Source organism: Pseudomonas sp. 2(2015) (assembly GCF_000955865.1).
GTDB lineage: Bacteria > Pseudomonadota > Gammaproteobacteria > Pseudomonadales > Pseudomonadaceae > Aquipseudomonas.
The window spans coordinates 293,005-315,927 of the sequence record NZ_JYOF01000015.1 but is presented as its reverse complement, the minus strand read 5'-3'; the positions used below and the strand labels follow the sequence as shown (position 1 = coordinate 315,927).

20 protein-coding genes are annotated in these 22,923 nt (G+C 59.9%); 2 read left to right on the top strand and 18 right to left on the bottom strand.

Annotated elements, in window-relative coordinates:
- Positions 1 to 61: 61 nt before the first annotated feature.
- From sucD to sdhC, 9 genes are all read right to left on the bottom strand, one after another.
- Positions 62 to 946: a succinate--CoA ligase subunit alpha gene (sucD, locus tag UB48_RS20970; RefSeq protein WP_045200545.1), complete on the bottom strand. Its 885-nt coding sequence runs from the start codon at positions 944 to 946 to the stop codon at positions 62 to 64.
- Positions 946 to 2,112, bottom strand: a complete 1,167-nt coding sequence (sucC, locus tag UB48_RS20965; RefSeq protein ID WP_010224674.1) for an ADP-forming succinate--CoA ligase subunit beta — start codon at positions 2,110 to 2,112, stop codon at positions 946 to 948. The genes sucD and sucC overlap by 1 nt, the downstream gene beginning before the upstream one ends.
- 175 nt (positions 2,113 to 2,287) lie before the next feature.
- Complete coding sequence (gene lpdA / locus UB48_RS20960) at positions 2,288 to 3,724, bottom strand: dihydrolipoyl dehydrogenase (protein WP_038996215.1); 1,437 nt, start codon at positions 3,722 to 3,724, stop codon at positions 2,288 to 2,290.
- A gap of 105 nt (positions 3,725 to 3,829) precedes the next feature.
- Positions 3,830 to 5,050 carry a 2-oxoglutarate dehydrogenase complex dihydrolipoyllysine-residue succinyltransferase gene (odhB, locus tag UB48_RS20955; protein ID WP_045200542.1) on the bottom strand — a complete coding sequence of 407 codons (1,221 nt, stop codon included), beginning with the start codon at positions 5,048 to 5,050 and terminating at the stop codon, positions 3,830 to 3,832.
- A gap of 42 nt (positions 5,051 to 5,092) precedes the next feature.
- The gene (locus UB48_RS20950) at positions 5,093 to 7,924 is read right to left on the bottom strand and encodes a 2-oxoglutarate dehydrogenase E1 component (protein ID WP_045200540.1); all 2,832 of its coding nucleotides are present in this window, start codon (positions 7,922 to 7,924) and stop codon (positions 5,093 to 5,095) included.
- A 246-nt stretch (positions 7,925 to 8,170) separates the two neighbouring features.
- Positions 8,171 to 8,875 carry a succinate dehydrogenase iron-sulfur subunit gene (locus UB48_RS20945; RefSeq protein ID WP_010224678.1) on the bottom strand — a complete coding sequence of 235 codons (705 nt, stop codon included), beginning with the start codon at positions 8,873 to 8,875 and terminating at the stop codon, positions 8,171 to 8,173.
- 11 nt (positions 8,876 to 8,886) lie between these two features.
- Entirely contained in the window at positions 8,887 to 10,659 is a 1,773-nt protein-coding gene (gene sdhA / locus UB48_RS20940) for a succinate dehydrogenase flavoprotein subunit (protein ID WP_045200538.1), read from the bottom strand.
- A 3-nt stretch (positions 10,660 to 10,662) separates the two neighbouring features.
- A complete protein-coding gene (gene sdhD, locus UB48_RS20935) occupies positions 10,663 to 11,031 on the bottom strand; it encodes a succinate dehydrogenase, hydrophobic membrane anchor protein (RefSeq protein WP_028945358.1) in 369 nt (122 codons plus the stop codon).
- Positions 11,025 to 11,411 (bottom strand): succinate dehydrogenase, cytochrome b556 subunit, encoded by a 387-nt coding sequence (gene sdhC, locus UB48_RS20930; protein ID WP_174242293.1) that lies wholly within the window; start codon positions 11,409 to 11,411, stop codon positions 11,025 to 11,027. Before sdhC ends, sdhD begins: the two co-directional genes overlap by 7 nt.
- A 350-nt stretch (positions 11,412 to 11,761) precedes the next feature.
- On the opposite strand from sdhC, the gene gltA reads away from it, so the two are divergent.
- Positions 11,762 to 13,051 (top strand): citrate synthase, encoded by a 1,290-nt coding sequence (gltA, locus tag UB48_RS20925; protein ID WP_010224685.1) that lies wholly within the window; start codon positions 11,762 to 11,764, stop codon positions 13,049 to 13,051.
- 144 nt (positions 13,052 to 13,195) lie between these two features.
- Here the strand turns inward: gltA and UB48_RS20920 are convergent, their stop codons facing one another.
- The 9 genes from UB48_RS20920 to UB48_RS20880 all read right to left on the bottom strand — a co-directional run bounded on the left by UB48_RS20920 (position 13,196) and on the right by UB48_RS20880 (position 20,703).
- Positions 13,196 to 13,801, bottom strand: coding sequence for an START domain-containing protein (locus UB48_RS20920; RefSeq protein ID WP_045200536.1), 606 nt, complete (start codon positions 13,799 to 13,801; stop codon positions 13,196 to 13,198).
- 32 nt (positions 13,802 to 13,833) lie between these two features.
- Positions 13,834 to 14,088, bottom strand: a complete 255-nt coding sequence (locus tag UB48_RS20915) for a YkgJ family cysteine cluster protein (RefSeq protein WP_045200534.1) — start codon at positions 14,086 to 14,088, stop codon at positions 13,834 to 13,836.
- 127 nt (positions 14,089 to 14,215) lie between these two features.
- Positions 14,216 to 14,533, bottom strand: a complete 318-nt coding sequence (locus tag UB48_RS20910; RefSeq protein WP_306764854.1) for a translation initiation factor 2 — start codon at positions 14,531 to 14,533, stop codon at positions 14,216 to 14,218.
- A gap of 217 nt (positions 14,534 to 14,750) precedes the next feature.
- Positions 14,751 to 16,196 carry a PLP-dependent aminotransferase family protein gene (locus UB48_RS20905; protein ID WP_045200530.1) on the bottom strand — a complete coding sequence of 482 codons (1,446 nt, stop codon included), beginning with the start codon at positions 16,194 to 16,196 and terminating at the stop codon, positions 14,751 to 14,753.
- 720 nt (positions 16,197 to 16,916) lie between these two features.
- Positions 16,917 to 17,726 (bottom strand): OmpA family protein, encoded by an 810-nt coding sequence (locus UB48_RS20900; RefSeq protein WP_045200527.1) that lies wholly within the window; start codon positions 17,724 to 17,726, stop codon positions 16,917 to 16,919.
- A complete protein-coding gene (locus UB48_RS20895; RefSeq protein ID WP_045200525.1) occupies positions 17,723 to 18,076 on the bottom strand; it encodes a DUF4398 domain-containing protein in 354 nt (117 codons plus the stop codon). Before UB48_RS20895 ends, UB48_RS20900 begins: the two co-directional genes overlap by 4 nt.
- Positions 18,077 to 18,085: 9 nt before the next feature.
- Positions 18,086 to 18,910 carry an ABC transporter substrate-binding protein gene (locus UB48_RS20890; protein ID WP_045200523.1) on the bottom strand — a complete coding sequence of 275 codons (825 nt, stop codon included), beginning with the start codon at positions 18,908 to 18,910 and terminating at the stop codon, positions 18,086 to 18,088.
- 113 nt (positions 18,911 to 19,023) lie between these two features.
- Positions 19,024 to 19,953, bottom strand: coding sequence for an electron transfer flavoprotein subunit alpha/FixB family protein (locus UB48_RS20885; protein ID WP_045200521.1), 930 nt, complete (start codon positions 19,951 to 19,953; stop codon positions 19,024 to 19,026).
- Positions 19,954 to 20,703 (bottom strand): electron transfer flavoprotein subunit beta/FixA family protein, encoded by a 750-nt coding sequence (locus tag UB48_RS20880; RefSeq protein WP_010224703.1) that lies wholly within the window; start codon positions 20,701 to 20,703, stop codon positions 19,954 to 19,956.
- Between the two features lie 544 nt (positions 20,704 to 21,247).
- Here UB48_RS20880 and UB48_RS20875 point away from each other — a divergent pair.
- Positions 21,248 to 22,912 carry an electron transfer flavoprotein-ubiquinone oxidoreductase gene (locus UB48_RS20875; protein WP_045200520.1) on the top strand — a complete coding sequence of 555 codons (1,665 nt, stop codon included), beginning with the start codon at positions 21,248 to 21,250 and terminating at the stop codon, positions 22,910 to 22,912.
- Positions 22,913 to 22,923: the final 11 nt, after the last annotated feature.

Here is a 22,923-nt window from a genome sequence, read left to right as displayed (position 1 = left end):
TGCTGCCCGGTAAACAAAAAAGGCCACCCGAAGGTGGCCTTTCTTGTTTACCGGGCAGTGATTACTTCTTCACTTCCCAGCCAGTCAGCTCGGCCAGGGCCTTGCCGATGTCTGCCAGCGAACGCACGGTTTTCACACCAGCGTCCTGCAGCGCAGCGAATTTCTCGTCTGCAGTGCCTTTGCCGCCGGAGATGATGGCGCCAGCGTGGCCCATACGCTTGCCCGCAGGAGCGGTAACACCAGCGATGTAGGAAACCACAGGCTTGGTAACGTTGGCCTTGATGTAGGCAGCTGCTTCTTCTTCAGCCGAACCGCCGATCTCGCCGATCATGACGATCGCTTCGGTCTTCGGGTCTTCCTGGAACAGCTTCAGGATGTCGATGAAGTTGGAGCCCGGGATCGGGTCGCCACCGATACCGACGCAGGTGGACTGACCGAAACCGGCGTCAGTGGTCTGCTTGACCGCTTCGTAGGTCAGGGTGCCGGAACGCGAAACGATACCGACCTTGCCTGGCAAGTGGATATGACCTGGCATGATGCCGATCTTGCACTCGCCCGGAGTGATGACGCCTGGGCAGTTAGGGCCGATCAGGGTAACACCCAGCTCGTCGCACTTGACCTTGGCATCGAGCATGTCCAGGGTAGGAATGCCTTCGGTGATGCAGACGATCAGCTTGATGCCGCCAAAGGCAGCTTCCAGGATCGAGTCCTTGCAGAAAGGAGCTGGAACGTAGATGACCGACGCATCAGCGCCGGTAGCTTCTACTGCTTCTTTCACAGTGTTGAACACTGGCAGGCCCAGGTGGGTGGAACCACCCTTGCCTGGTGTCACGCCGCCGACCATCTTGGTGCCGTAGGCGATGGCTTGCTCGGAGTGGAAAGTACCTTGCGAGCCGGTGAAGCCCTGGCAGATGACTTTGGTGTCTTTATTGATCAGGACGCTCATTACTTGCCCTCCGCAGCTTTGACAACTTGTTGAGCAGCGTCGGTCAGGCTGGTTGCCGCAATGATGTTCAAACCGCTTTCTGCCAGTACTTTAGCACCCAGTTCAGCGTTGTTGCCTTCCAGGCGAACAACAACCGGTACCTTGACGCCGACTTCTTTCACAGCGCCGATGATGCCTTCGGCAATCATGTCGCAACGAACGATGCCGCCGAAGATGTTGACCAGAACGGCCGCGACATTGCTGTCGGACAGAATGATCTTGAAGGCTTCGGTAACGCGCTCTTTGGTAGCACCACCACCTACGTCGAGGAAGTTGGCTGGCTTGCCGCCGTGCAGGTTGACGATGTCCATGGTACCCATGGCCAGGCCGGCACCGTTGACCATGCAGCCGATGTTGCCTTCCAGGGCCACGTAGTTCAGCTCGAAGCTGGCAGCGTGGGCTTCACGAGGATCGTCTTGCGACGGGTCGTGGAAGGTTTTCAGCTTAGGCTGACGGTACATGGCGTTAGCGTCGATGTTGATCTTGGCATCGAGGCAGTGCAGGTCGCCGTCGGCCTTGATGACCAGCGGGTTTACTTCCAGCAGGGCCAGGTCGTGTTCTTTGAACAGCTTGGCCAGGCCTACGAAAATCTTGGCGAACTGAGCAACTTGCTTGCCTTCCAGACCCAGCTGGAACGCCAGTTCACGACCCTGGAATGGCTGAGCGCCAACCAGTGGATCGATAGTAGCCTTGATGATCTTCTCAGGAGTCTCGTGAGCGACTTTCTCGATGTCCACGCCACCTTCGGTGGAAGCCATGAACACGATACGGCGGCTCGAACGGTCGACTACAGCGCCCAGGTACAGCTCTTTGGCGATGTCAGTGCAGGATTCGACCAGGATCTTGGTCACTGGCTGACCGTTGGCGTCGGTCTGGTAGGTTACCAGACGCTTGCCCAACCATTGCGCAGCGAACGCCTTGGCGTCTTCCTTGCTGCGAACCAGCTTGACGCCGCCCGCTTTACCGCGACCACCGGCGTGGACCTGGGCTTTGACAACCCACTCGGTGCCACCGATCTTGTCGCAGGCTTCTGCGGCAGCTTCAGGGGTGTCGACTGCGAAACCCTTGGAAACTGGCAGGCCGTATTCAGCGAACAGCTGCTTACCCTGATACTCGTGAAGATTCATGCTTTTTACCGTCTTCGTTAGGTACTGCGCTTCGGCGCTGCGCTCCATGGGAGTGCCGCGCCACCTGTGACCACTTGCCCCCGGTATGCTCCGGGAGTTCGAGTCCGGCGGACTTTCCGCGGTGAGTCATGCACGCAAGACTCACGACGGGCCACCCGCCGTGGTTTCTTATTGTTTAACGCTTCTTACGGTTGGCAACGTGAATGGCACCGCCATTCACAGCCAGCGCGGCTTCATGCAGCGCTTCGGACAGGGTCGGATGGGAGAAAACCATCATGCCCAGGTCTTCGGCGCTGGTGCCGAATTCCATTGCGATTGCACCCTGCTGCACCAGTTCGGCAGCCGATGGGCCAATCACGTGTACACCCAGGACGCGGTCGGTCTTGGCATCGGCGATGACCTTGACGAAACCACCGGTGTCGTTGGCAGCCATCGCACGGCCGCTGGCCGCGAACGGGAAGGTGCCCACGTTAACCTCAACGCCTTCGGCCTTCAAGGTCTGTTCGGTTTTACCGACCCATGCGATTTCCGGGTGGGTGTAGATAACCGACGGGATCAGGTCGTAGTTCATCTGGGCTTTGTGGCCCTTGATGCGCTCGACGACCATGATGCCCTCTTCCGAGGCCTTGTGCGCCAGCATCATGCCACGAACCACGTCACCGATGGCGTAAACGCCTGGTACGCTGGTCGCGCAGTGATCGTCGACGAAGATGAAACCACGCTCGTCGATGGTCACGCCGCTGTCGGCAGCCAGCAGATCGGTGGTCACCGGACGACGGCCGACCGCAACGATCAGCTTGTCGAAGGTGATCTTCTGCTCGCCGTTGGCGTCGGTGTAGGTCACTTCGACTTCAGCGCCGTTGACCTTCGAGCCGGTCACGCGAGCGCCCAGCTTGATGTCCAGGCCTTGCTTGGTCAGGGTTTTCAGCGCTTCCTTGGAGACAGCGGCGTCAGCGGCCATCAGGAAGGTGTCCAGGGCTTCGAGGACGGTGACTTCTGCGCCCAGGCGAGCCCAGACCGAACCCAGCTCCAGGCCGATCACGCCAGCACCGATCACGCCCAGGCGCTTAGGTACGGTTTGGAATTCCAGGGCGCCGGTGGAATCGACGATGACGTTCTGGTCGACCGGAGCCGGTGGAATGTCGATCGGACGCGAACCGGAAGCCAGGATGACGTTCTCGGCTTCGATGATTTCGGTGGTGCCGTCAGCCTTGGTGACTTCGACTTTCTTGCCAGCCAGCAGTTTACCGTGGCCCTGGATCGAGGTGACGCCGTTGGCCTTGAACAGGGTGGCAACACCGCCGGTCAGGTTTTTGACGATGCCAGCCTTGCGGCCAACCATCGCGGCGACGTCCATCTTCACTTCGCCAGTGGAGATACCGTGGACGTTGAAGCTCTCTTTGGCTTCCTTGTATTTCCAGGAGCTGTCCAGCAGCGCCTTGGAAGGAATGCAACCCACGTTCAGGCAGGTACCGCCGAGGGCCAGCTTGCCTTCGCCGTCAGTGTACTTCTCGATACAGGCAGTGCTCAGACCGAGTTGCGCAGCCTTGATGGCAGCTACGTAGCCGCCAGGACCTGCGCCAATCACTACCACATCAAATTTTTGCGACATTCAGAAAATCCTCTTTAAAGCTGCAAGCGATAAGCTGCAAGCCACACGCTCAAGCGCAAACCGTTCAGGCTTGCCGCTTGAAGCTTGCAGCTTACAGCTGCTCAATCAGATATCCAGCAGCAGACGAGCCGGGTCTTCCAGCAGGTTCTTGATGGTCACCAGGAAGGTCACGGCTTCTTTACCGTCGATCAGACGGTGGTCGTAGGACAGTGCCAGGTACATCATCGGGCGGATCACGACCTGACCGTTAACGGCCATAGGACGCTGGATGATGTTGTGCATGCCCAGGATCGCAGCCTGCGGCGGGTTGACGATCGGGGTCGACATCATCGAACCAAAGGTACCACCGTTGGTGATGGTGAAGGTACCGCCGGTCATTTCGTCGATCGACAGTTTGCCGTCACGGGCTTTCTTGCCGAAGGTGGCGATGCCGTTCTCGATTTCAGCCAGGCTCATCTGCTCGGCGTTACGCAGTACCGGTACCACCAGGCCGCGGTCGCTGGAAACGGCAACGCCGATGTCCGCATAACCGTGGTAGACGATGTCGGAACCGTCGATCGAGGCGTTGACGGCCGGGAAGCGTTTCAGCGCTTCGGTGGCAGCCTTGACGAAGAACGACATGAAGCCCAGGCGGACGCCGTTGTGGGTCTTCTCGAACAGGTCCTTGTACTTCGAACGCAGGGCCATGACTTCGGTCATGTCGACTTCGTTGAAGGTGGTCAGCATGGCCATGTTCGACTGAGCTTCGACCAGGCGCTTGGCAACGGTGGCACGTACGCGAGTCATCGGTACACGCTTCTCGGTGCGATCGCCAGTGGCGACGACCGGGGCAGCGGCAGCAGCGGCTGGCTTGGCGGCAGGTGCGGCAGCCGGAGCGGATTTCTTCGCTTCGATGGCAGCAACCACGTCTTCCTTGGTGATGCGACCGTCTTTGCCGGTGCCCTTGATGCTGTTCAGGGCGATGCCGTTTTCTTCGGCCAGCTTGCGGGCAGCCGGAGCGCCGATGGCGTCTTCGTCGCCAGCAGCAGCGGCAGCAGGAGCAGCGGCGGCAGGCGCAGCAGCAGCGGCAGGCGCCGCGGCAGCAACACCACCTGCCTCGATCGAACCCAGGACTTCGTCGGACAGGACGGTTTCGCCCTCGCCCTTGACGATAGCGCCCAGCACGCCGTCAGCGGTAGCCAGTACTTCCAGGACAACCTTGTCGGTTTCGATGTCGACGATCAGCTCGTCACGCTTGACCGCTTCGCCCGGTTGCTTGTGCCAGGTGGCAACGGTGCCATCGGCAACCGATTCCGGGAAAGTAGGGGCTTTGATCTCGATAGCCATTATCAGTGGTTCCTTAAATTCGGTTTCTGGTGCGCGATGGCATTAAACGGTGAAGGCATCTTGCAGCAGTTTTTCCTGCTGCTCGGCGTGCATCGAAGCGTAACCACAAGCAGGTGCTGCCGAAGCATCGCGACCGGCGTACTCGAGGACCAGGTCCTTGTTGTGACGGGTCAGAATGCGACGCATGTGGTGTTGGCTGCTGTACCAGGCGCCCTGGTTCATTGGCTCTTCCTGGCACCACACCACATCTTTGAGATTGGTGTACGGCGCGAGGATTTCGACCAGGTCGTCTTCAGGGAACGGATACAGCTGCTCGATACGCACGATGGCGATATCTTCGCGGCCTTCGGCACGGCGTTTTTCCAGCAGATCGTAGTAGACCTTGCCGCTGCACAGAACCAGGCGCGTGACGTTCTTCGGATCGAGGGTATCGATTTCCGGGATCACGGTCTGGAACGAGCCTTCGGCCAGTTCTTCCAGGGTCGAGATGGCCAGTTTGTGGCGCAGCAGCGACTTTGGCGTCAGCACGATCAGCGGCTTGCGCAGCGGACGGATGACCTGACGACGCAGCAGGTGGTAGATCTGAGCCGGCGTGGTCGGTACGCAAACCTGGACGTTGTGCTCGGCGCACAGCTGCAGGTAACGCTCCAGACGTGCCGATGAGTGCTCAGGCCCCTGCCCTTCATAACCGTGTGGCAGCAGCATGGTCAGACCGCACAGACGGCCCCACTTGTGCTCGCCGCTGGTGATGAACTGGTCGACAACCACCTGGGCACCGTTGGCGAAGTCGCCGAACTGGGCTTCCCAGATCACCAGCGCGTTCGGCGTGGTGGTGGAGTAGCCGTATTCGAAGGCCAGTACCGCTTCTTCCGAGAGGAAGGAGTCGTACAGGTCGAACTTAGGCTGACCGGCGTACAGGTTCTGCAGTGGCAGGTAGGTGCTGGCGTCTTTCTGGTTGTGCAGTACCGCGTGGCGGTGCGAGAAAGTGCCGCGACCGATATCCTGACCCGTCATGCGGATCGGATGCCCTTCAAACAGCAAGGTGGCGTAGGCCATGGTTTCGGCGTAGCCCCAGTTGATCGGCAAGCCACCGGCCTGCATCTTCTGGCGATCTTCGTAGATCTTCGAAACCTGACGCTGAACCACGAAACCTTCCGGCAGCTCCAGCAGCTTGGCCGACAGTTCCTGCAGGGTCTTCAGATCGAAGCGGGTGTCGTGACGCGCGGTCCAGGTGTGACCCAGGTACGGACGCCAGTCGACGAACAGCTCTTTGTTCGGCTCTTTGACCAGGCTTTTTACTACGTGCAGGCCGTTATCCAGCGCGTTGCGGTACTCGTCAACCTTGGCCTGGACGCGCTCGGCGTCAAGACGGCCCGACTGGGTCAGGGCTTCGGCGTAGAGTTCGCGGGTGGTGCGCTGCTTGGCGATCTGCTGGTACATCAGCGGCTGGGTGCCGTTCGGCTCGTCGGCCTCGTTGTGGCCGCGACGACGGTAGCAGACCAGGTCGATGACCACGTCACGCTTGAACTGCATGCGGTAATCGACCGCCAGCTGGGTCACGAACAGCACCGCTTCCGGATCATCACCGTTGACGTGCAGGATCGGCGCCTGAATCATCTTGGCGACGTCGGTGGCGTACTCGGTGGAACGCGAGTCCAGCGGGTTGCTGATGGTGAAACCAACCTGGTTGTTGATCACGATGTGCACAGTACCGCCGGTCTTGAAACCGCGGGTCTGCGACATCTGGAAGGTTTCCATGACCACGCCTTGACCGGCGAATGCCGCGTCACCGTGGATGGAAATCGGCAGTACCTTGTCGCCAACGGTGTCGTTGCGACGGTCCTGACGGGCACGTACCGAACCTTCAACCACTGGCGAGACGATCTCCAGGTGCGAAGGGTTGAACGCCATGGCCAGGTGAACTTCGCCACCGGCGGTCATCACGTTGGACGAGAAGCCCTGGTGGTATTTGACGTCACCGGAGCCCAGCTCGACCTTCTTCTTGCCTTCGAACTCGTCGAACAGGTCGCGCGGGTTCTTGCCGAAGGTGTTGACCAGGACGTTCAGACGGCCACGGTGAGCCATGCCGATGACAACTTCCTTGGTGCCGTAGGAACCGGAGCGTTGAATCAGCTCGTCCAGCATCGGAATCAGGCTTTCGCCGCCTTCCAGGCCGAAACGCTTGGTGCCCGGGTATTTGGTACCCAGGTATTTTTCCAGACCCTCGGCGGCGGTGACGCGCTCGAGCAGGTGGCTCTGAATATCCGCGGAGAAGACTGGACGCCCACGCACGCTCTCCAGACGCTGCTGGAACCAGCTGCGCTGCTCGGAGTCGACGATGTGGGTGAATTCGGCGCCAATGGTGCGGCAATATGTCTGCTGCAAAGCGTCGAAGATTTCGCGTAGGCTCGCTTCCTCTTTGCCGATGAACAGGTCGCCGGCACGGAAGGTCGTATCAAGATCGGCATTGGTCAAGCCGTAATGATTGATCGACAGGTCTACTGGCGCAGGGCGCTGCCACAACCCCAGGGGGTCGAGCTTAGCGGCTTGGTGGCCGCGCATACGGTAGGCCTGGATCAGTCGCAGAACTTCAACCTGCTTCTTCTCGTGTTCACTGCTCACGCTCCCGGCGGAAACCGGTTGGGCGCGGCGCTGGTTCTTTGCCAGCAGTACGAAATGGTCGCGGATTGTAGAGTGCGATACATCGGTAGCGGTGCTGCCTTCGGCGGGCAACTTCTGGAAGTAAGTGCGCCACTCTTCTGGCACAGCGTTAGGGTCGTGCAGGTAAAGCTCGTAGAGCTCTTCCACATATGCAGCGTTACCACCTGAAAGGTGGGCGCTATCCCACATGCGCTGCATCACGCTTTCTTGCATGCTTGGTCACCCTCGGTTAGGGGACGGATCGGCAAGAGCCACAGCACGCCTGGAAAAGTCCTAATGCAGCGACCCAACCAAGCCACCAAGGATCCTACAGATTTTCCGGGTACCAGCCCGGAAGCCCCTGCTGGTCTCATATCTTCATAGGTAAAAGCTTGGGCTTTGTGGGCCCTAGCTCGGGTTTCACCTTGGTGCGGGCAAGGGCCCGCACCTTGGCGTACTACGGGTACAACACTTTTAAAATCAGGTACCGCTTTGCAGCAGCATGTTACGTACGTGACCGATGGCCTTGGTCGGGTTCAGACCTTTAGGGCAAACGTTTACGCAGTTCATGATGCCGCGGCAACGGAACACGCTGAACGGGTCATCCAGCGAAGCCAGACGCTCCTGGGTCTTGGTGTCACGGCTGTCGGCCAGGAAACGATAGGCCTGCAGCAGTGCAGCTGGACCGAGGAACTTGTCCGGGTTCCACCAGAACGACGGGCAGGAAGTCGAGCAGCAAGCGCACAGGATGCACTCGTACAGGCCGTCCAGCTTTTCGCGTTCTTCCGGCGACTGCAGACGCTCGATGGCCGGAGCCGGCGTATCGTTCTGCAGGAATGGCTTCACCTTCTCGTACTGTTTGTAGAAGATGCTCATATCGACGACGAGGTCACGAATGACCGGCAATCCAGGCAACGGGCGAACGATCAGCTTGTTGCGCTTGACCACGGCCGACAGCGGCGTGATGCAGGCCAGGCCGTTCTTGCCGTTGATGTTCATGCCATCGGAACCGCAAACACCTTCACGGCAGGAACGACGATACGAGAAACCTTCGTCCTGTTCCTTGATCAGTGCCAAGACATCGAGAACCATCAGGTCCTTGCCGCCGGTATCGACCTGGAACACCTGCATCTTGGGTGCCGAGTCGGTATCGGGGTTGTAACGATAAACTTCGACTTGCAACATTGTGGCCACCCTTAGTAAGTCCGGACTTTAGGCTCGAACGCCGGAACGGTTTTCGGCGCGAAGTTGACGGCGCGCTTGGCGACGCGCTTCTCACCCGGGAAGTACAGGGTGTGGCACAGCCAGTTTTCGTCGTCACGGTCTTCGAAGTCTTCACGGGCGTGAGCGCCGCGGGACTCTTTACGGACTTCTGCAGCGATGGCAGTGGCTTCAGCGACTTCCAGCAGGTTCTGCAGCTCCAGCGCTTCGATACGCGCGGTGTTGAAGGCCTGGGACTTGTCGTTGATCTTGACGTTGGCGATACGCTCGCGCAGGCCAGCCAGTTGCTCGATACCCTTCTGCATGTATTCGCCGGTACGGAATACACCGAAGTAGTTCTGCATGCAGCTTTGCAGTTCGCGACGCAGGGTAGCCACGTCTTCGCCGGTGTTGCGCTCGTTGAGCTTGTTCAGACGGCTCAGGGCAACATCGATGTCGGTGTCGCTGGCGTCGAGGTATTCGATACCGTCGCTCAGTGCTTTTTCCAGGTGCAGGCCGGCGGCGCGACCGAAGACCACCAGGTCGAGCAGCGAGTTGCCGCCCAGGCGGTTGGCACCGTGAACCGATACGCACGCCACTTCACCGACCGCGAACAGGCCCGGGATGATGTGGTCGACGCCATCGGCGTCCTGGGTCATGGCCTGGCCATGGATGTTGGTGGCAACGCCGCCCATCATGTAGTGGCAGGTTGGCACAACAGGAACCGGCGCGACCACAGGGTCAACGTGGGCGAAGGTCTTGGACAGCTCGCAGATGCCTGGCAGGCGGCTGTGCAGTACTTCTTCACCCAGGTGGTCAAGCTTGAGCATCACGTGGTCGCCGTTAGGGCCACAGCCGTTGCCGGCGATGATCTCTTTAACCATGGAACGGGCCACAACGTCACGACCGGCGAGGTCTTTGGCGTTAGGCGCATAACGTTCCATGAAACGCTCGCCATGCTTGTTGATCAGGTAACCGCCTTCACCGCGGCAACCTTCGGTGACCAGTACACCAGCGCCGGCGATGCCGGTCGGGTGGAACTGCCACATCTCGATGTCCTGCACCGGAACGCCTGCACGCAGGGCCATGCCGATACCGTCACCGGTATTGATCAGGGCGTTGGTGGTGGAGGAGTAGATACGGCCTGCACCGCCGGTGGCCAGAACGGTGGCCTTGGCTTTGATGTACAGGGTTTCGCCGGTTTCGATGCAGATGGCGATCACACCGACGAACGCACCTTCCTGGTTCTTCACCAGGTCAACGGCGTAGTACTCGTTGAGGAAGGTGGTGCCTGCTTTCAGGTTGCCCTGGTACAGGGTGTGCAGCAGCGCGTGACCGGTACGGTCGGAAGCGGCGCAGGTACGGGCGGCCTGGCCACCTTTACCGAAGTCCTTGGACTGACCGCCGAACGGGCGCTGGTAGATACGGCCTTGCTCGGTACGCGAGAACGGCAGACCCATGTGGTCCAGTTCGAACACGGCAGCAGGACCTTCCTGACACATGTATTCGATAGCGTCCTGGTCACCGATATAGTCGGAACCCTTGACGGTATCGTACATGTGCCAGCGCCAGTCATCGTTCGGGTCGGCCGAAGCGATGGCGCAGGTGATGCCACCCTGGGCCGATACAGTGTGCGAACGGGTCGGGAAGACCTTGGTGATCACGGCAGTCTTGTGACCGCCCTGAGCCAGCTGCAGCGCTGCGCGCATGCCGGCACCGCCGCCACCAATGATGATGGCGTCGAATGAAATCGTAGGAATGTTAGCCATGAATCAGATACCCCAGAGAATCTGCACACCCCAGACGAAGTACGCGAACATCGCGACACCACATACCGCCTGGAACAGGAAACGTACGGCAGTCGCCGACTTGCCCAGCGCCATCGGCGTCAGGTAGTCGGTGGCAATGGTCCACATGCCGACCCAGGCGTGAGCGCCCAGGGCCACAAGGGCCAGCAGACTGAAAATACGCATCGCGTTGTTGGAGAACAGAGCGTGCCACTGGGCAAACTCGATGCCCGGGTGCGCGACCAGGTATCCGATCAGGAAAATGAAATAAGCCGCGAGAACGACCGCAGAAACGCGCTGCGCCATCCAGTCATAGAGGCCCGAACGCGAGAGGTTCGTGACGTTGGTTACCATATCCAAACTCCTGCCAGCACAATCACCACCACGGAAACGGCGATGATAATTTTCGAGCCCAGTCGGCCGCCTTCCAGCGTTTCACCGATGCCCATGTCCATGATCAAGTGGCGCACACCGGCTACCAAGTGATACAGCAAGGCGGACAGGAGGCCCCATGCCACGAACTTGGCCAGCGGACTGGTCAAGCATGCCTTCACCTCGGCGAAACCTTCCTCCGAACCCAGGGATTTGCCCAATGCATAAAGCATGAAGCCAAGGCCGAGGAAGAGGATGATGCCGGAAACACGGTGAAGAAATGACGTAACGCCGGTAATGGGGAGTTTGATGGTCCTTAGGTCTAGGTTTACAGGTCGTTGGCTTTTCACGGCTTTTTTCACACTGAAGAGCCCCTAGCAAGCAGGGCAAAGTTGTTGGTAAGTGTACTGGTCAGGTACCCACCACCCAGGGAGTGACGACCCCAGCAACACGGGCTTGCAAGCCCCTGGCGGTCGGGGGCCGATTATAGACAGTTAGGCTACTAATGACAACGCAGACACCTAGCCCAAATAGCGCATTGCCTTTAGCGAACAAAAGGCGTAAACGGGCGGTAATTTCGAGGAAAAACAGCGCCCAAAGCCCTTTACAACCGTGCTTTAGGCAAATTGACATTCGAATTTATCTCACTATAGTGGTGCGGGCCCTGCGTGGGGGGTCTGTCTGATGATTTCAAGCATTAATAGGAGGCCACATGGCTGACAAAAAAGCGCAGTTGGTCATCGAGGGCGCAGCCCCCGTCGAGCTGCCCATTTTAACCGGCACCGTTGGTCCCGATGTTATCGACGTTAGAGGGTTGGGGGCCACGGGTCACTTCACTTTCGACCCTGGTTTCATGGCGACCGCATCCTGCGAGTCGAAGATCACTTATATCGACGGCGACAAGGGTATCCTGCTGCACCGCGGCTATCCGATCGAGCAGCTGGCCGAAAAATCCGACTACCTCGAGACTTGCTACCTGCTGCTCAACGGCGAACTGCCGAATGCCGAGCAGAAGGCTCAGTTCGTCAGCACCGTGAAGAACCACACCATGGTTCACGAGCAGTTGAAGTCCTTCTTCAACGGCTTCCGCCGCGACGCCCACCCGATGGCTGTCATGTGCGGCGTGGTTGGCGCCCTGTCGGCGTTCTACCATGACTCGCTGGACATCAATAACCCGCAGCACCGCGAAATCTCCGCGGTCCGCCTGGTCGCCAAGATGCCGACCCTGGCAGCGATGGTGTACAAGTACTCCATGGGCCAGCCCATGATGTATCCGCGCAATGACCTGTCGTACGCGGAAAACTTCCTGCACATGATGTTCAACACCCCGTGCGAGATCAAACCGATCAGCCCGGTGCTGGCCAAGGCAATGGACCGGATCTTCATCCTCCACGCCGACCACGAGCAGAACGCATCGACCTCCACCGTCCGTCTGGCCGGCTCTTCGGGTGCCAACCCGTTCGCCTGTATCGCTGCCGGCATCGCTGCACTGTGGGGCCCTGCCCACGGCGGCGCCAACGAAGCGGTACTGACCATGCTCGATGAAATCGGCGATGTCTCGAACATCGACAAGTTCATCGCCAAGGCCAAGGACAAGAACGATCCGTTCAAGCTGATGGGCTTCGGTCACCGCGTTTACAAAAACCGCGACCCGCGCGCCACCGTGATGAAACAGACCTGCGACGAAGTCCTGCGCGAGCTGGGCATCAAGAACGACCCGCAGCTGGAACTGGCCATGCGCCTGGAAGAGATCGCCCTCACCGATCCTTACTTCATCGAGCGCTCGCTGTACCCGAACGTCGACTTCTACTCGGGGATCATCCTCAAGGCGATCGGCATTCCAACCAGCATGTTCACCGTGATCTTCGCCCTGGCGCGGACCGTCGGCTGGATCTCGCACTGGAAAGAAATGCTCTCCAGCCCGTACAAGATCGGCCGCCCTCGCCAGCTGTACACCGGCTACGAGTCGCGCGACATCGTCAAACTGGAAGACCGCAAGTAAGCCTTTGGGCCGAACACGAAAAAAGGCTGCCTTCGGGCAGCCTTTTTTATTGCGCTCTCATCGCGGGCTGCAGTTCTGTGGGAGCGGGCTTGCCCCGCGATTGCCCAACAGTTGCCTCAAGCCCGCCAACTGATGCAACTGTACTTACGGCTTCTCGGCCCGCTCTTTCAACGCCTTCAAGGTATTGAACGGCGCATCGACCACAAACTTGTTCGCCACCATCGACGGCACGCTGCCGCCCGGCTCGGTGTGCACCTGGTAAGTCACTTCGGTGCCGCCGTCTTTTGGCTGCAGCTTCCAGAACCCATCAACCTTGGCCACCCGCACGAAGCCCTTCTCTTCCGGCAGGTATGTGGGCACGCCTTGAAGCTTGCGGGTCAGGCTGCCATCAGCCGCTACGGTAGTAGTGACATGCATGACCGAATCACGCGCAGTGACCGGCCACGGGGTATTGAACTGAGTGTAGGTCCAGCTCTGATCACCTTCGGTTTTCAGCAGCTTTTGCGTCTTGCACTCATGAATCCAGGCGCAGGCCCCGGCAACGTCTTCCTGCAGGGCCCTGACCTTGGCCAGTGGCGCCTTGATAAAGGTAACGCCGCGATAGGCCTTGTAGTCGGAACCGGCAACCTCACTGAGATCGACCTTGATTCCGTCTTCGTTCTTGGCCTGCTTCCAGTCCTCGGCATGCGCCAGGGGCACCAGCGCCGCTCCCAGACCCAACACCAGTGCCATGTGCTTAAACGATCCCATGCTTTTGTTCCTTATTGTCGAAGATCCGCGTTTCAAGCTGCCGTCATTTGCTCCAGCCACCCCAGGATCCTGATCGCCTCGTCGCGGTCGTTGCCGCAGATCTCGGCCTCTGCCTTGAAACCACCACACACCGGCGGGCGCTCGGGCTTGCCGAACAAGCCGCAGAGGTTGGCAACCGACAAGTGCAGGCAGCGCTCACCGGCAGGTTTGCCCTTGGGCATCCCCGGTATCGGCGAGCTGATGGAGGGCGCAATGCAGCAGGCGCCACAACCTTCACGGCAATTCATGACAACAGAATCCTCGGAGTAACAAATGATGAATGAACCCGGATAGTAACCGCTTAAACAGGCGTTTGAAATTGCTCGCAGGATGAAATATCAACCCCAAAGGGGTGACTGGACAGTCAGTTTCGCCCTACTGCTTGAACTCGAACTCGATCGCCGCGCCTTCGACATCCTTGCGACTGTCGTTACGCAGTTGCAGCTGCATTTCGTTGCTGATCAGCCGGCCATTGAGCTGAAACGGGCTGTCGGAAGGCGGTTTCTCACCAAACAGGTAGGGCAGCAATGGCTTGGGCAAAGGTGCCTGCTCCTGGGTATCGGGCTTGAGATCCTTGACCATGCCCGAAGGCAGGCTCAGGTCGAGCTTGGTCTTGGGCAGTGGCGCGGGCGCCGCCTTGGCATTTTTGCGTGCGCTGCGCTGGGTGGCTTTGGTGCTTGCCTTTTTACGCACCGGCGGCGCTTTTGCCTGCTTTGGCTTGGCTGCAGGCTTGGCGCTTTTGCTAGTGGAGGTTTTGCCGGCCGGTGCGGTTTCGGCCACTGCTGCCCAGGTGCAAGCCAAGCCACCGAGCAAACACAGGGACAGCCCGATACAACGCAACGCTTTCATAGGCACCGACGATTATCCCTAAAAATGCTTATGCTCCCCGTTCCTGACACGACTGGCAAGTCTAGAAAAAAGCGCCCGAGGCCGATTCCTGGCACAACTGGCTGGCGAGCATGCCCAGGGTCATCACCGCCCGCTCCGCCTCACGATTCCACGGGATGCCGCAGTTCAGACGAATACAGTGGTTGAATTGCTCGGTGTTACTGAAGATCAACCCTGGGGCGATACTGATGCCCTGCTGCAGCGCACGCACGTGCAATTCCTGGGTATTGACCCGGCCCGGCAGGCTCACCCAGAGAATAAAACCGCCGGTGGGCCGGGTCATCTGCGTACCTTCCGGGAAATGCTGTTGCACCGCCAGCTGGTAGGCGCTGAGATTTTTCCGATATTCCTGGCGGATGAAACGCAGATGCCGGTCGTAACCACCGTTCTCCAGGTAGGACGCCACCCCCATCTGCGTCACGCTGCAGGCCGAGTGGGTGGTAAAGGTCTGCAAGCGCTGGATTTCCGCCTGGTACTTGCCGGCAACCATCCAGCCGATACGCACACCGGGCGACAAGGTCTTGGAAAAGCTTGAGCAATAGATCACCCGCCCGAGCCGGTCGAAGGCCTTGAGCGCCTTGGTCTTGCCCTGCTCGAACATCAACTCGCCATAGATATCGTCTTCGATGATCTGGATGTCGAAATCCGACGCCAGGCGCAACAGCTGCTTCTGGCGATCTTCCGGAATGGTGCCGCCCAGCGGATTGCTCAGGCGCGCGGTCAGCACCAGGGCCTTGATCGACCACTGGTTGGCCGCCAACTGCAACGCTTCGAGGCTGATGCCGGTAGACGGATCACTGGGAATTTCGATGACTTTCAGGCCGAGCAGGTCGGCCAGTTGCAGCAAACCGTAGTAGGTTGGCGATTCGGCGGCGATCAGGTCGCCCGGCCGGGTCAATACCCGTAGCGACATCTGCAGGGCGTCGACGCAGCCATGGGTGACCACCACTTCGCTGGGGTCGACCACCACGCCGGCATCGCGCATGCGAATGGCGATCTGCCGGCGCAATGGCTCGAAGCCCGGGCTGAACATATAGCTGAACGCCCGCGGGCTATGAAAGCGGGTGACCTTGGCCAACTGCTGGTGCAGCGCCCGCACCGGCAAATAGTCGACATGCGGTACCGCCGCGCCAAAGGGGAACACCCCGTCGCGCCGGGCTTCGGTCAATACCTGCTGGATGATGCTGCTGCGCGTAACCAGGCCCGGGCGCTCGACCCGGGCGATGTCCGGGGTTTGCGCGGTCAGCGCCGGCGTCTGGTGCACGTAATAACCGGACTGCGGCCGTGCGCGGATCAGGCCCTGGTCTTCGAGATTGGCATAGGCCTGCAGCACCGTGGCATGGCTGACATTGAGCTGCGAGCTCATCTTGCGCACCGACGGCACCCGCTCACCTGGCTGGTACACACCGCGGCGAATATCTTCGGCCAGTTGCTGGGCGATGCGCTGGTAGAGCAACAGGTTGGTCATGATCAGTTCTCGACACGCAGGCAATGTAGTTGTTTTTGTACGGCTGTTTTCGGCCAAGATTACCGGAACAGTTGCGAAGTGTACTGGGACAGATTGCAGAATAGTCGACAATACAGTTGTGTGACAGAGGCGGGATGCGCCATTTGTCACAACCAGGGTGGGGATGTTGAGGCTGCGAGCTTATCCATTCGGTGTGGCGCCGCTGTTGGCCCCTTCCGCCCTTACGGCGGGTCCCTTTTGTCTTGGTGTAGAGACCGGACACATGGTGGACACATGTGCGGGACAAGCCCGCTGGCAAAACGAGTACCAACTTGCTTGATCTTGATCTTGATCTTGATCTTGATGTTCATGCACGCATTTCCAGGCGCCGCGAAACGCGACTTCAGGAGGCTGAGCGTAGGTGCCTGTAGGGGCGGTGCGCAGCACCTTCGGCGGCAGCCGAAGACGCGAGATGTAGACTTGCGAAGCAAGTCGTAGGCCGCGATGCCCCGGAAGGTGCCGTAGCGAGGGGACCCGAAGCGCAGCGTAGGGCCGTATGCAGGAGCAAGCGGTTTTGCCTACTTCTTCCCAAGCGAAAAGCAGGCCGCCGCAAAGGCGGAAGGGGCCAGCAGCTGCACCACAGCGAATGGATAAGCCTGCACTTCAAAACCCCAACCCAAGCCCCTGCAGAGTCATAAAAAACCCGGAGAGGAACACTCACCGGGTTTCTTCATCTATTACTCAGCGCGCCGCGCCAAGCTTGCCCTTGTCGTCGGAAAAGACGATCTCGACCCGACGGTTCTGCGCCCTGCCCCGCTCCGAGGCGTTGGCCTCGACCGGATACTGATCGCCATAGCCCTCGACCTCGATGCGCTTTTCATCGACACCCAGGTCGATCAGCATGTCCGCTACCGCCTGAGCCCGGTCCCGGGACAGCTTGAGGTTATCCTCGGGCGCGCCAGTGCTGTCGGTATAGCCCTCGATACGGATAATGCGCTTGGGGTTGAGCTGAAGGAACTGCACCAGCTTGAGCACCGTGCGGCTGGCCGAGTTTTTAAGCTCCGCATGCCCGGTGTCGAACAGCACGTCGCCCAGGGTCATCACCAAGCCACGGTCGCTCTGCTCGGTGGCCAGGCTGACGATCTGCGCTTCCAGCCATTTGCCCTGCTGCTGCACGCTGGCAAGCTTGGCCTCACGCAACGCCAGCTGCAGGCGCTGACGCTCAAGCTCAAGCTTGGCCAGGCGTTCCTGGTTGAGCACCAGATTGCTGTGCTCGCGGGCAATATCGCTGTAGCGCTGGCTCAGGTAGGCGTAATGGCGCACATCGGCGCCGGTCCCCAGATAACTGGACAGGCGCTCGGCACGGGCCAACGATTCACCGGCACGAATCACGTCACGCGGCGCGCTGCGCAAAACGTTGGAATCGTCCTTGACCGTCTGGAACTTGGCCGTGGCCTCGTCCAGCGCCGTCTCGCTGCGCTGGCTGGCGCAGCCCTGCAGGCCGACCACACCGACCAACAACAGTGCTGCCAATGGTTTGATCGAACTCACCGCTGCTCCCCCAACTGTTTACGCAGGCGATTGACCCGCGATTGCAGCAAGTCCAGCTGCTCCTTGCTCTTGACCGTCAGCACCCGCGCCTCGGCCAGGCGCGCGTCCAGCTCGGCCTGCTCGGCGCGCATGCGCGCGTCACGGTAAGATTCGCTGGTCATGTTGACTCGGGCCCGAGCCAGTTTTTCTTCGGCCTGCTTCAGCTCTGCCACTTCGTCGGTGGCACCCACCGCCTTGGCCTGCTCCAGCGCCTGCTCGGACAGGCGCAACTGTTCATTCGGGGCCGGGTCATTGGCACATCCGGCCAGGGCCAGCAGTGCCAGAGCGGCGAATAATGGATGAGTTCTCACGCAATCTTCCTACTGTTTAGGGGCATCCAGCGGCGCCTGCATCTGCGCTTTCCAGCGTTCGACATTACGTTGCAGCACCGCCTGGGACACGCCGGAGGCCGGCAATTCTGTCAGCTTTTTTGCCAGTTGTCCGCGCAACCAGGCGTCATTGCATGCCGAATTATGCGACAGCGCCAGGTACAGGCCCGGGCGATCCAGAGGCAAGCCGCGGGCAATCAGCTCGTTGTTCATGCCCAGGGCCTGAGCCATGGCCATCCCGGCGTAGCGCCCGGCCAGCACATAGTCGACCTGACCGAGCAGCAACTTCTGGAAGGCCTGGGTCAGATTCTGCGAAGGTGCCAGCTGCAACTGGCTCTTGGCGTAGGCAGTAAATTCCGGGGTCATGCGCGCTTTTTCCGAGACGCTGCCGCGATGCTCGTGCAAATCGGCCAGGGTGTTATAGACCAGCGGCGAATCGTGGCGAGTCCACACCACATATTCGTTGCTCAGCAGCGAAGGATGGACGAAGTCGACGGTGGTCAGCTCGGCCACCGCGAAGGGTGAATCGATCAGCAAGTCGACGCGCCCGCTGCGCACCTCTTCCAGGGCCTGGCTGCGGCTGCCGCTGTCGAGGACTTCAACCTTCAGGCCCAGCTCGCTGGCAACCTGCCTGAACAGGTCGACGTTGGCGCCCATCAGGTGCTTGGGGTCTTGCGGATCGCGCCACGAGTACGGCGGCGCATCGGGGCTGCCGGTGGCCACCAGCCGCTCGCACTTGCCCACCGCCCACGCTTGCAACGGCATCAGCACCGCAGCGAACACCAGCGCCGTATTTATCCAGCCACGCCATCCCATGCAACCACTCCCTACTTTCTCGCCCGAATGAAAAAGCCCGATCCGCCGGGCTGTGCAAGGCTGGCCTGCACAGCCCGAACGGACCGGGCTCTTTTATAAGTGAAGCGACTGGATTAAACCAGCTTCTCCAGCTCTGGGATGGCTTCGAACAGGTCAGCCACCAGGCCGTAGTCGGCCACCTGGAAGATCGGCGCTTCTTCGTCCTTGTTGATCGCAACGATCACTTTGGAGTCTTTCATGCCGGCCAGGTGCTGGATCGCGCCAGAAATACCGACGGCGATGTACAGCTGTGGTGCAACGATCTTGCCGGTCTGACCGACCTGCATGTCGTTGGGTACGAAACCTGCATCGACCGCAGCGCGCGAAGCACCGACGGCAGCGCCGAGCTTGTCGGCCAGGGCGTACAGGTGCTTGAAGTTGTCACCGTTCTGCATGCCACGACCGCCGGAAACGACAATCTTGGCAGCGGTCAGCTCAGGGCGGTCGGACTTGGCCAGCTCTTCGCCAACGAAGGCCGATTTGCCTGCGTCGTGGGCAGCAGCGACAGCTTCAACGGCAGCCGAACCACCTTCAGCGGCAACGGCGTCAAAGCCGGTGGCACGGACGGTGATGACTTTGACGGCAGCGTTCGATTGCACGGTGGCAATGGCGTTACCGGCGTAAATCGGACGCTTGAAGGTGTCAGCCGATTCAACCGAGATGATCTCGGAAATCTGGTCGACGTCCAGCAGCGCGGCAACGCGCGGCAGGATGTTCTTGCCGTTGGAGGTGGCAGGAGCCAGCACGTGGCTGTAGCCCTTGCCCAGCTCGGCTACCAGCGGTGCGACGTTTTCTGGCAGCTGGTGAGCGTAGGCGGCATTGTCGGCAACCAGGACCTTGGCAACGCCAGCGATCTTGGCCGCGGCTTCAGCGACGCCACCGACGTTCTGGCCTGCGACCAGCACATGGATGTCGCCACCGATCTTGGCGGCAGCAGCAACAGTGTTCAGGGTGGCCGGGGCAACGGCACCGTTTTCGTGTTCAGCGATAACCAGGATAGTCATTTAGATTACCTTCGCCTCGTTCTTCAGTTTCTCGACCAGTTCAGCAACCGACTTGACCTTGATACCGGCGCTGCGGGCAGCCGGCGCTTCGACTTTCAGGGTCTTGTTGGTAGAGGCGGTGGAAACGCCCAGCGCGTCTGGAGTAACGGTCTCCAGCGGCTTCTTCTTGGCCTTCATGATGTTCGGCAGCGACGCGTAGCGCGGCTCGTTCAGGCGCAGGTCGGTGGTGACGATGGCTGGCAGGTTCAGCGCAACGGTCTGCAGGCCGCCGTCGATTTCGCGGGTAACGTTGACCTTGTCGCCAGCAACCTCGACCTTGGAGGCGAAGGTGCCCTGGGCGTAACCGCTCAGTGCAGCCAGCATCTGGCCGGTCTGGTTGTTGTCGCTGTCGATGGCTTGCTTGCCAAGGATCACCAGCTGCGGTTGTTCTTTGTCGACCACTGCCTTGAGCAGCTTGGCCACAGCCAGCGAAGTCAGCTCTTCAGCCGATTCGACCAGGATGGCGCGGTCGGCACCCAGTGCCAGGGCAGTACGCAGTTGCTCCTGGGCAGTGGCCGGGCCGACGGTAACGACGACGATCTCGCTCGCAACGCCCTTCTCTTTCAGGCGCACGGCTTCTTCTACGGCAATTTCGCAGAAGGGGTTCATGGACATCTTGACGTTAGCAAGGTCGACGCCGGAGTTGTCCGCCTTGACGCGAACCTTGACGTTATAGTCGACCACTCGTTTGACAGCTACAAGAACCTTCATGGATTCCTCGTTACTCTCCGGTGAAAAGAATGTCGCCTGGGGCAAACCCGGCGATTGCGCGTGGGTACAAGGGCACCTCTAAAAACGATCACAGGTGGACGAATTTAACCCTGACCCAGCGGTCTCGTTTCGGCCTGTCAGTTGCAAAACCCGTGGGTCATTATTTGTCGTGGCGTGTAAACTCCACTACAAAGCGGGTTGTGGCGTAACTGCCCTGCTTTTCGCCTGGTTTTTAGGGGTGCTCCTGCATCCTGCGGTCAGCCTACGGCGAGCGCAAAACCGCTCGTATCTTGACCGTAACGCCCAATCCGGTCAATACGGCAAACCGGTCAGCTTCAAGCCGCGCTTCTTTGATTTTACTGGCCTGCGGCAAATTCAAACAAACGTTTGTATTGGACCCCGCGAGTGGTGTAGATATAATGCGCGGCCAAGAGAAAGCGGTGTAGTCCGTCATCGCTCGAGCTACAGCCCGAGCGTCTGAAAAATGACCGCCTGACACCCGCCAACAAAGAAAAACCGATGAGCCTTGAGTAGGAGAGAACCTGTGGAACGCGAATACATGGAATTCGACGTGGTCATTGTCGGCGCTGGCCCGGCTGGCCTGTCCGCCGCCTGCCGACTGAAGCAGAAGGCCGCCGAAGCCGGTAACGAAATCAGCGTCTGCGTGGTCGAGAAAGGCTCGGAAGTCGGCGCCCACATCCTCTCCGGTGCGGTGTTCGAACCTCGCGCCCTGAACGAACTGTTCCCGGACTGGAAAGAGCTCGGCGCCCCGCTCAACACCGAAGTCAAACGCGACGACATCTATGTGCTCAAGGATGCTGGCAGCTCGATCAAGGTCCCTGACCTGTTCGTGCCCAAGACCATGCACAACGAAGGCAACTACATCATCTCTCTGGGTAACCTGTGCCGCTGGCTGGCCCAGCAGGCGGAGAACCTGGGCGTCGAGATCTACCCGGGCTTCGCCGCCCAGGAAGCCCTGTTCGACGAAAACGGCGTGGTCCGCGGGATTATCACCGGCGACCTCGGCGTCGACCGTGAAGGCAACCCGAAAGAAGGCCTGTATACCCCAGGCATGGAGCTGCGCGGCAAGTACACGCTGTTCGCCGAAGGTTGCCGTGGCCACATCGGCAAACAGCTGATCAAGCGTTTCAACCTCGACAGCGAGTCCGACGTCCAGCATTACGGCATCGGCTTGAAAGAAATCTGGGAAATCGATCCGGCCAAGCACGAACAAGGCCTGGTTGTGCACACCGCAGGCTGGCCGCTGGATGTCATGGCCAAGGAAAACACCGGTGGATCGTTCCTCTATCACCTGGAAAACAACCAGGTAGTCGTAGGTTTGATCGTCGACCTGTCCTACTCCAACGCCTACCTGTCGCCGTTTGACGAATTCCAGCGCCTGAAACACCACCCGGTGATCAGCCAGTACCTCGAAGGCGGCAAGCGCATCAGCTACGGCGCCCGCGCCCTGGCCAAAGGTGGCTTGAACTCGCTGCCGAAAATGGTCTTCGCCGGCGGCGCCCTGATCGGTTGCGACCTGGGCACCATGAACGTGGCCAAAATCAAGGGCAGCCACACTGCCATGAAATCCGGCATGCTCGCCGCCGACGCGGTGGCCGAAGCCCTGCTGGCAGGTGGTGAAGGCGGCGATCAACTCAACAGCTACGTTACAGCGTTCAAAGCCAGCTGGCTGTATGACGAGCTGTTCTCCAGCCGTAACTTCGGCCCGGCCATGCACAAGTTCGGCCCGATGCTCGGTGCGGCGTTCAACTACCTCGACCAGAACTGGTTCGGTGGCAAACTGCCGTTCACCCTGCACGACACCAAGCCGGACTACGCCTGCCTGAAGCTGGCGGCCGACTCGAAAAAAATCGACTATCCAAAACCGGATGGCAAGCTGAGCTTCGACAAGCTGAGCTCGGTGTTCCTCTCCAGCACCAACCATGAAGAAGAGCAGCCGTGCCACCTGAAACTGGCTGACGCGAGCATCCCGATCGGCACCAACCTGCCGCTGTACGACGAGCCTGCCCAGCGCTACTGCCCGGCTGGCGTGTACGAAGTAGTCAGCCAGGAAGACGGCAGCAAGCGCTTCCAGATCAACGCCCAGAACTGCGTGCACTGCAAGACCTGTGACATCAAGGACCCTTCGCAGAACATTACCTGGGTCACCCCGGAAGGCGCCGGCGGCCCGACTTACCCGAACATGTAAGTCAGCCGGCC

Bases quoted from the DNA above. Each gene is read 5' to 3' on its own strand.
- sucD (WP_045200545.1), bottom strand. From the start codon at position 946: ATGAGCGTCCTGATCAATAAAGACACCAAAGTCATCTGCCAGGGCTTC.
- sucC (WP_010224674.1), bottom strand. From the start codon at position 2,112: ATGAATCTTCACGAGTATCAGGGTAAGCAGCTGTTCGCTGAATACGGC.
- lpdA (WP_038996215.1), bottom strand. From the start codon at position 3,724: ATGTCGCAAAAATTTGATGTGGTAGTGATTGGCGCAGGTCCTGGCGGC.
- odhB (WP_045200542.1), bottom strand. From the start codon at position 5,050: ATGGCTATCGAGATCAAAGCCCCTACTTTCCCGGAATCGGTTGCCGAT.
- UB48_RS20950 (WP_045200540.1), bottom strand. From the start codon at position 7,924: ATGCAAGAAAGCGTGATGCAGCGCATGTGGGATAGCGCCCACCTTTCA.
- UB48_RS20945 (WP_010224678.1), bottom strand. From the start codon at position 8,875: ATGTTGCAAGTCGAAGTTTATCGTTACAACCCCGATACCGACTCGGCA.
- sdhA (WP_045200538.1), bottom strand. From the start codon at position 10,659: ATGGCTAACATTCCTACGATTTCATTCGACGCCATCATCATTGGTGGC.
- sdhD (WP_028945358.1), bottom strand. From the start codon at position 11,031: ATGGTAACCAACGTCACGAACCTCTCGCGTTCGGGCCTCTATGACTGG.
- gltA (WP_010224685.1), top strand. From the start codon at position 11,762: ATGGCTGACAAAAAAGCGCAGTTGGTCATCGAGGGCGCAGCCCCCGTC.
- UB48_RS20920 (WP_045200536.1), bottom strand. From the start codon at position 13,801: ATGGGATCGTTTAAGCACATGGCACTGGTGTTGGGTCTGGGAGCGGCG.
- UB48_RS20915 (WP_045200534.1), bottom strand. From the start codon at position 14,088: ATGAATTGCCGTGAAGGTTGTGGCGCCTGCTGCATTGCGCCCTCCATC.
- UB48_RS20905 (WP_045200530.1), bottom strand. From the start codon at position 16,196: ATGACCAACCTGTTGCTCTACCAGCGCATCGCCCAGCAACTGGCCGAA.
- UB48_RS20890 (WP_045200523.1), bottom strand. From the start codon at position 18,910: ATGGGATGGCGTGGCTGGATAAATACGGCGCTGGTGTTCGCTGCGGTG.
- UB48_RS20885 (WP_045200521.1), bottom strand. From the start codon at position 19,953: ATGACTATCCTGGTTATCGCTGAACACGAAAACGGTGCCGTTGCCCCG.
- UB48_RS20880 (WP_010224703.1), bottom strand. From the start codon at position 20,703: ATGAAGGTTCTTGTAGCTGTCAAACGAGTGGTCGACTATAACGTCAAG.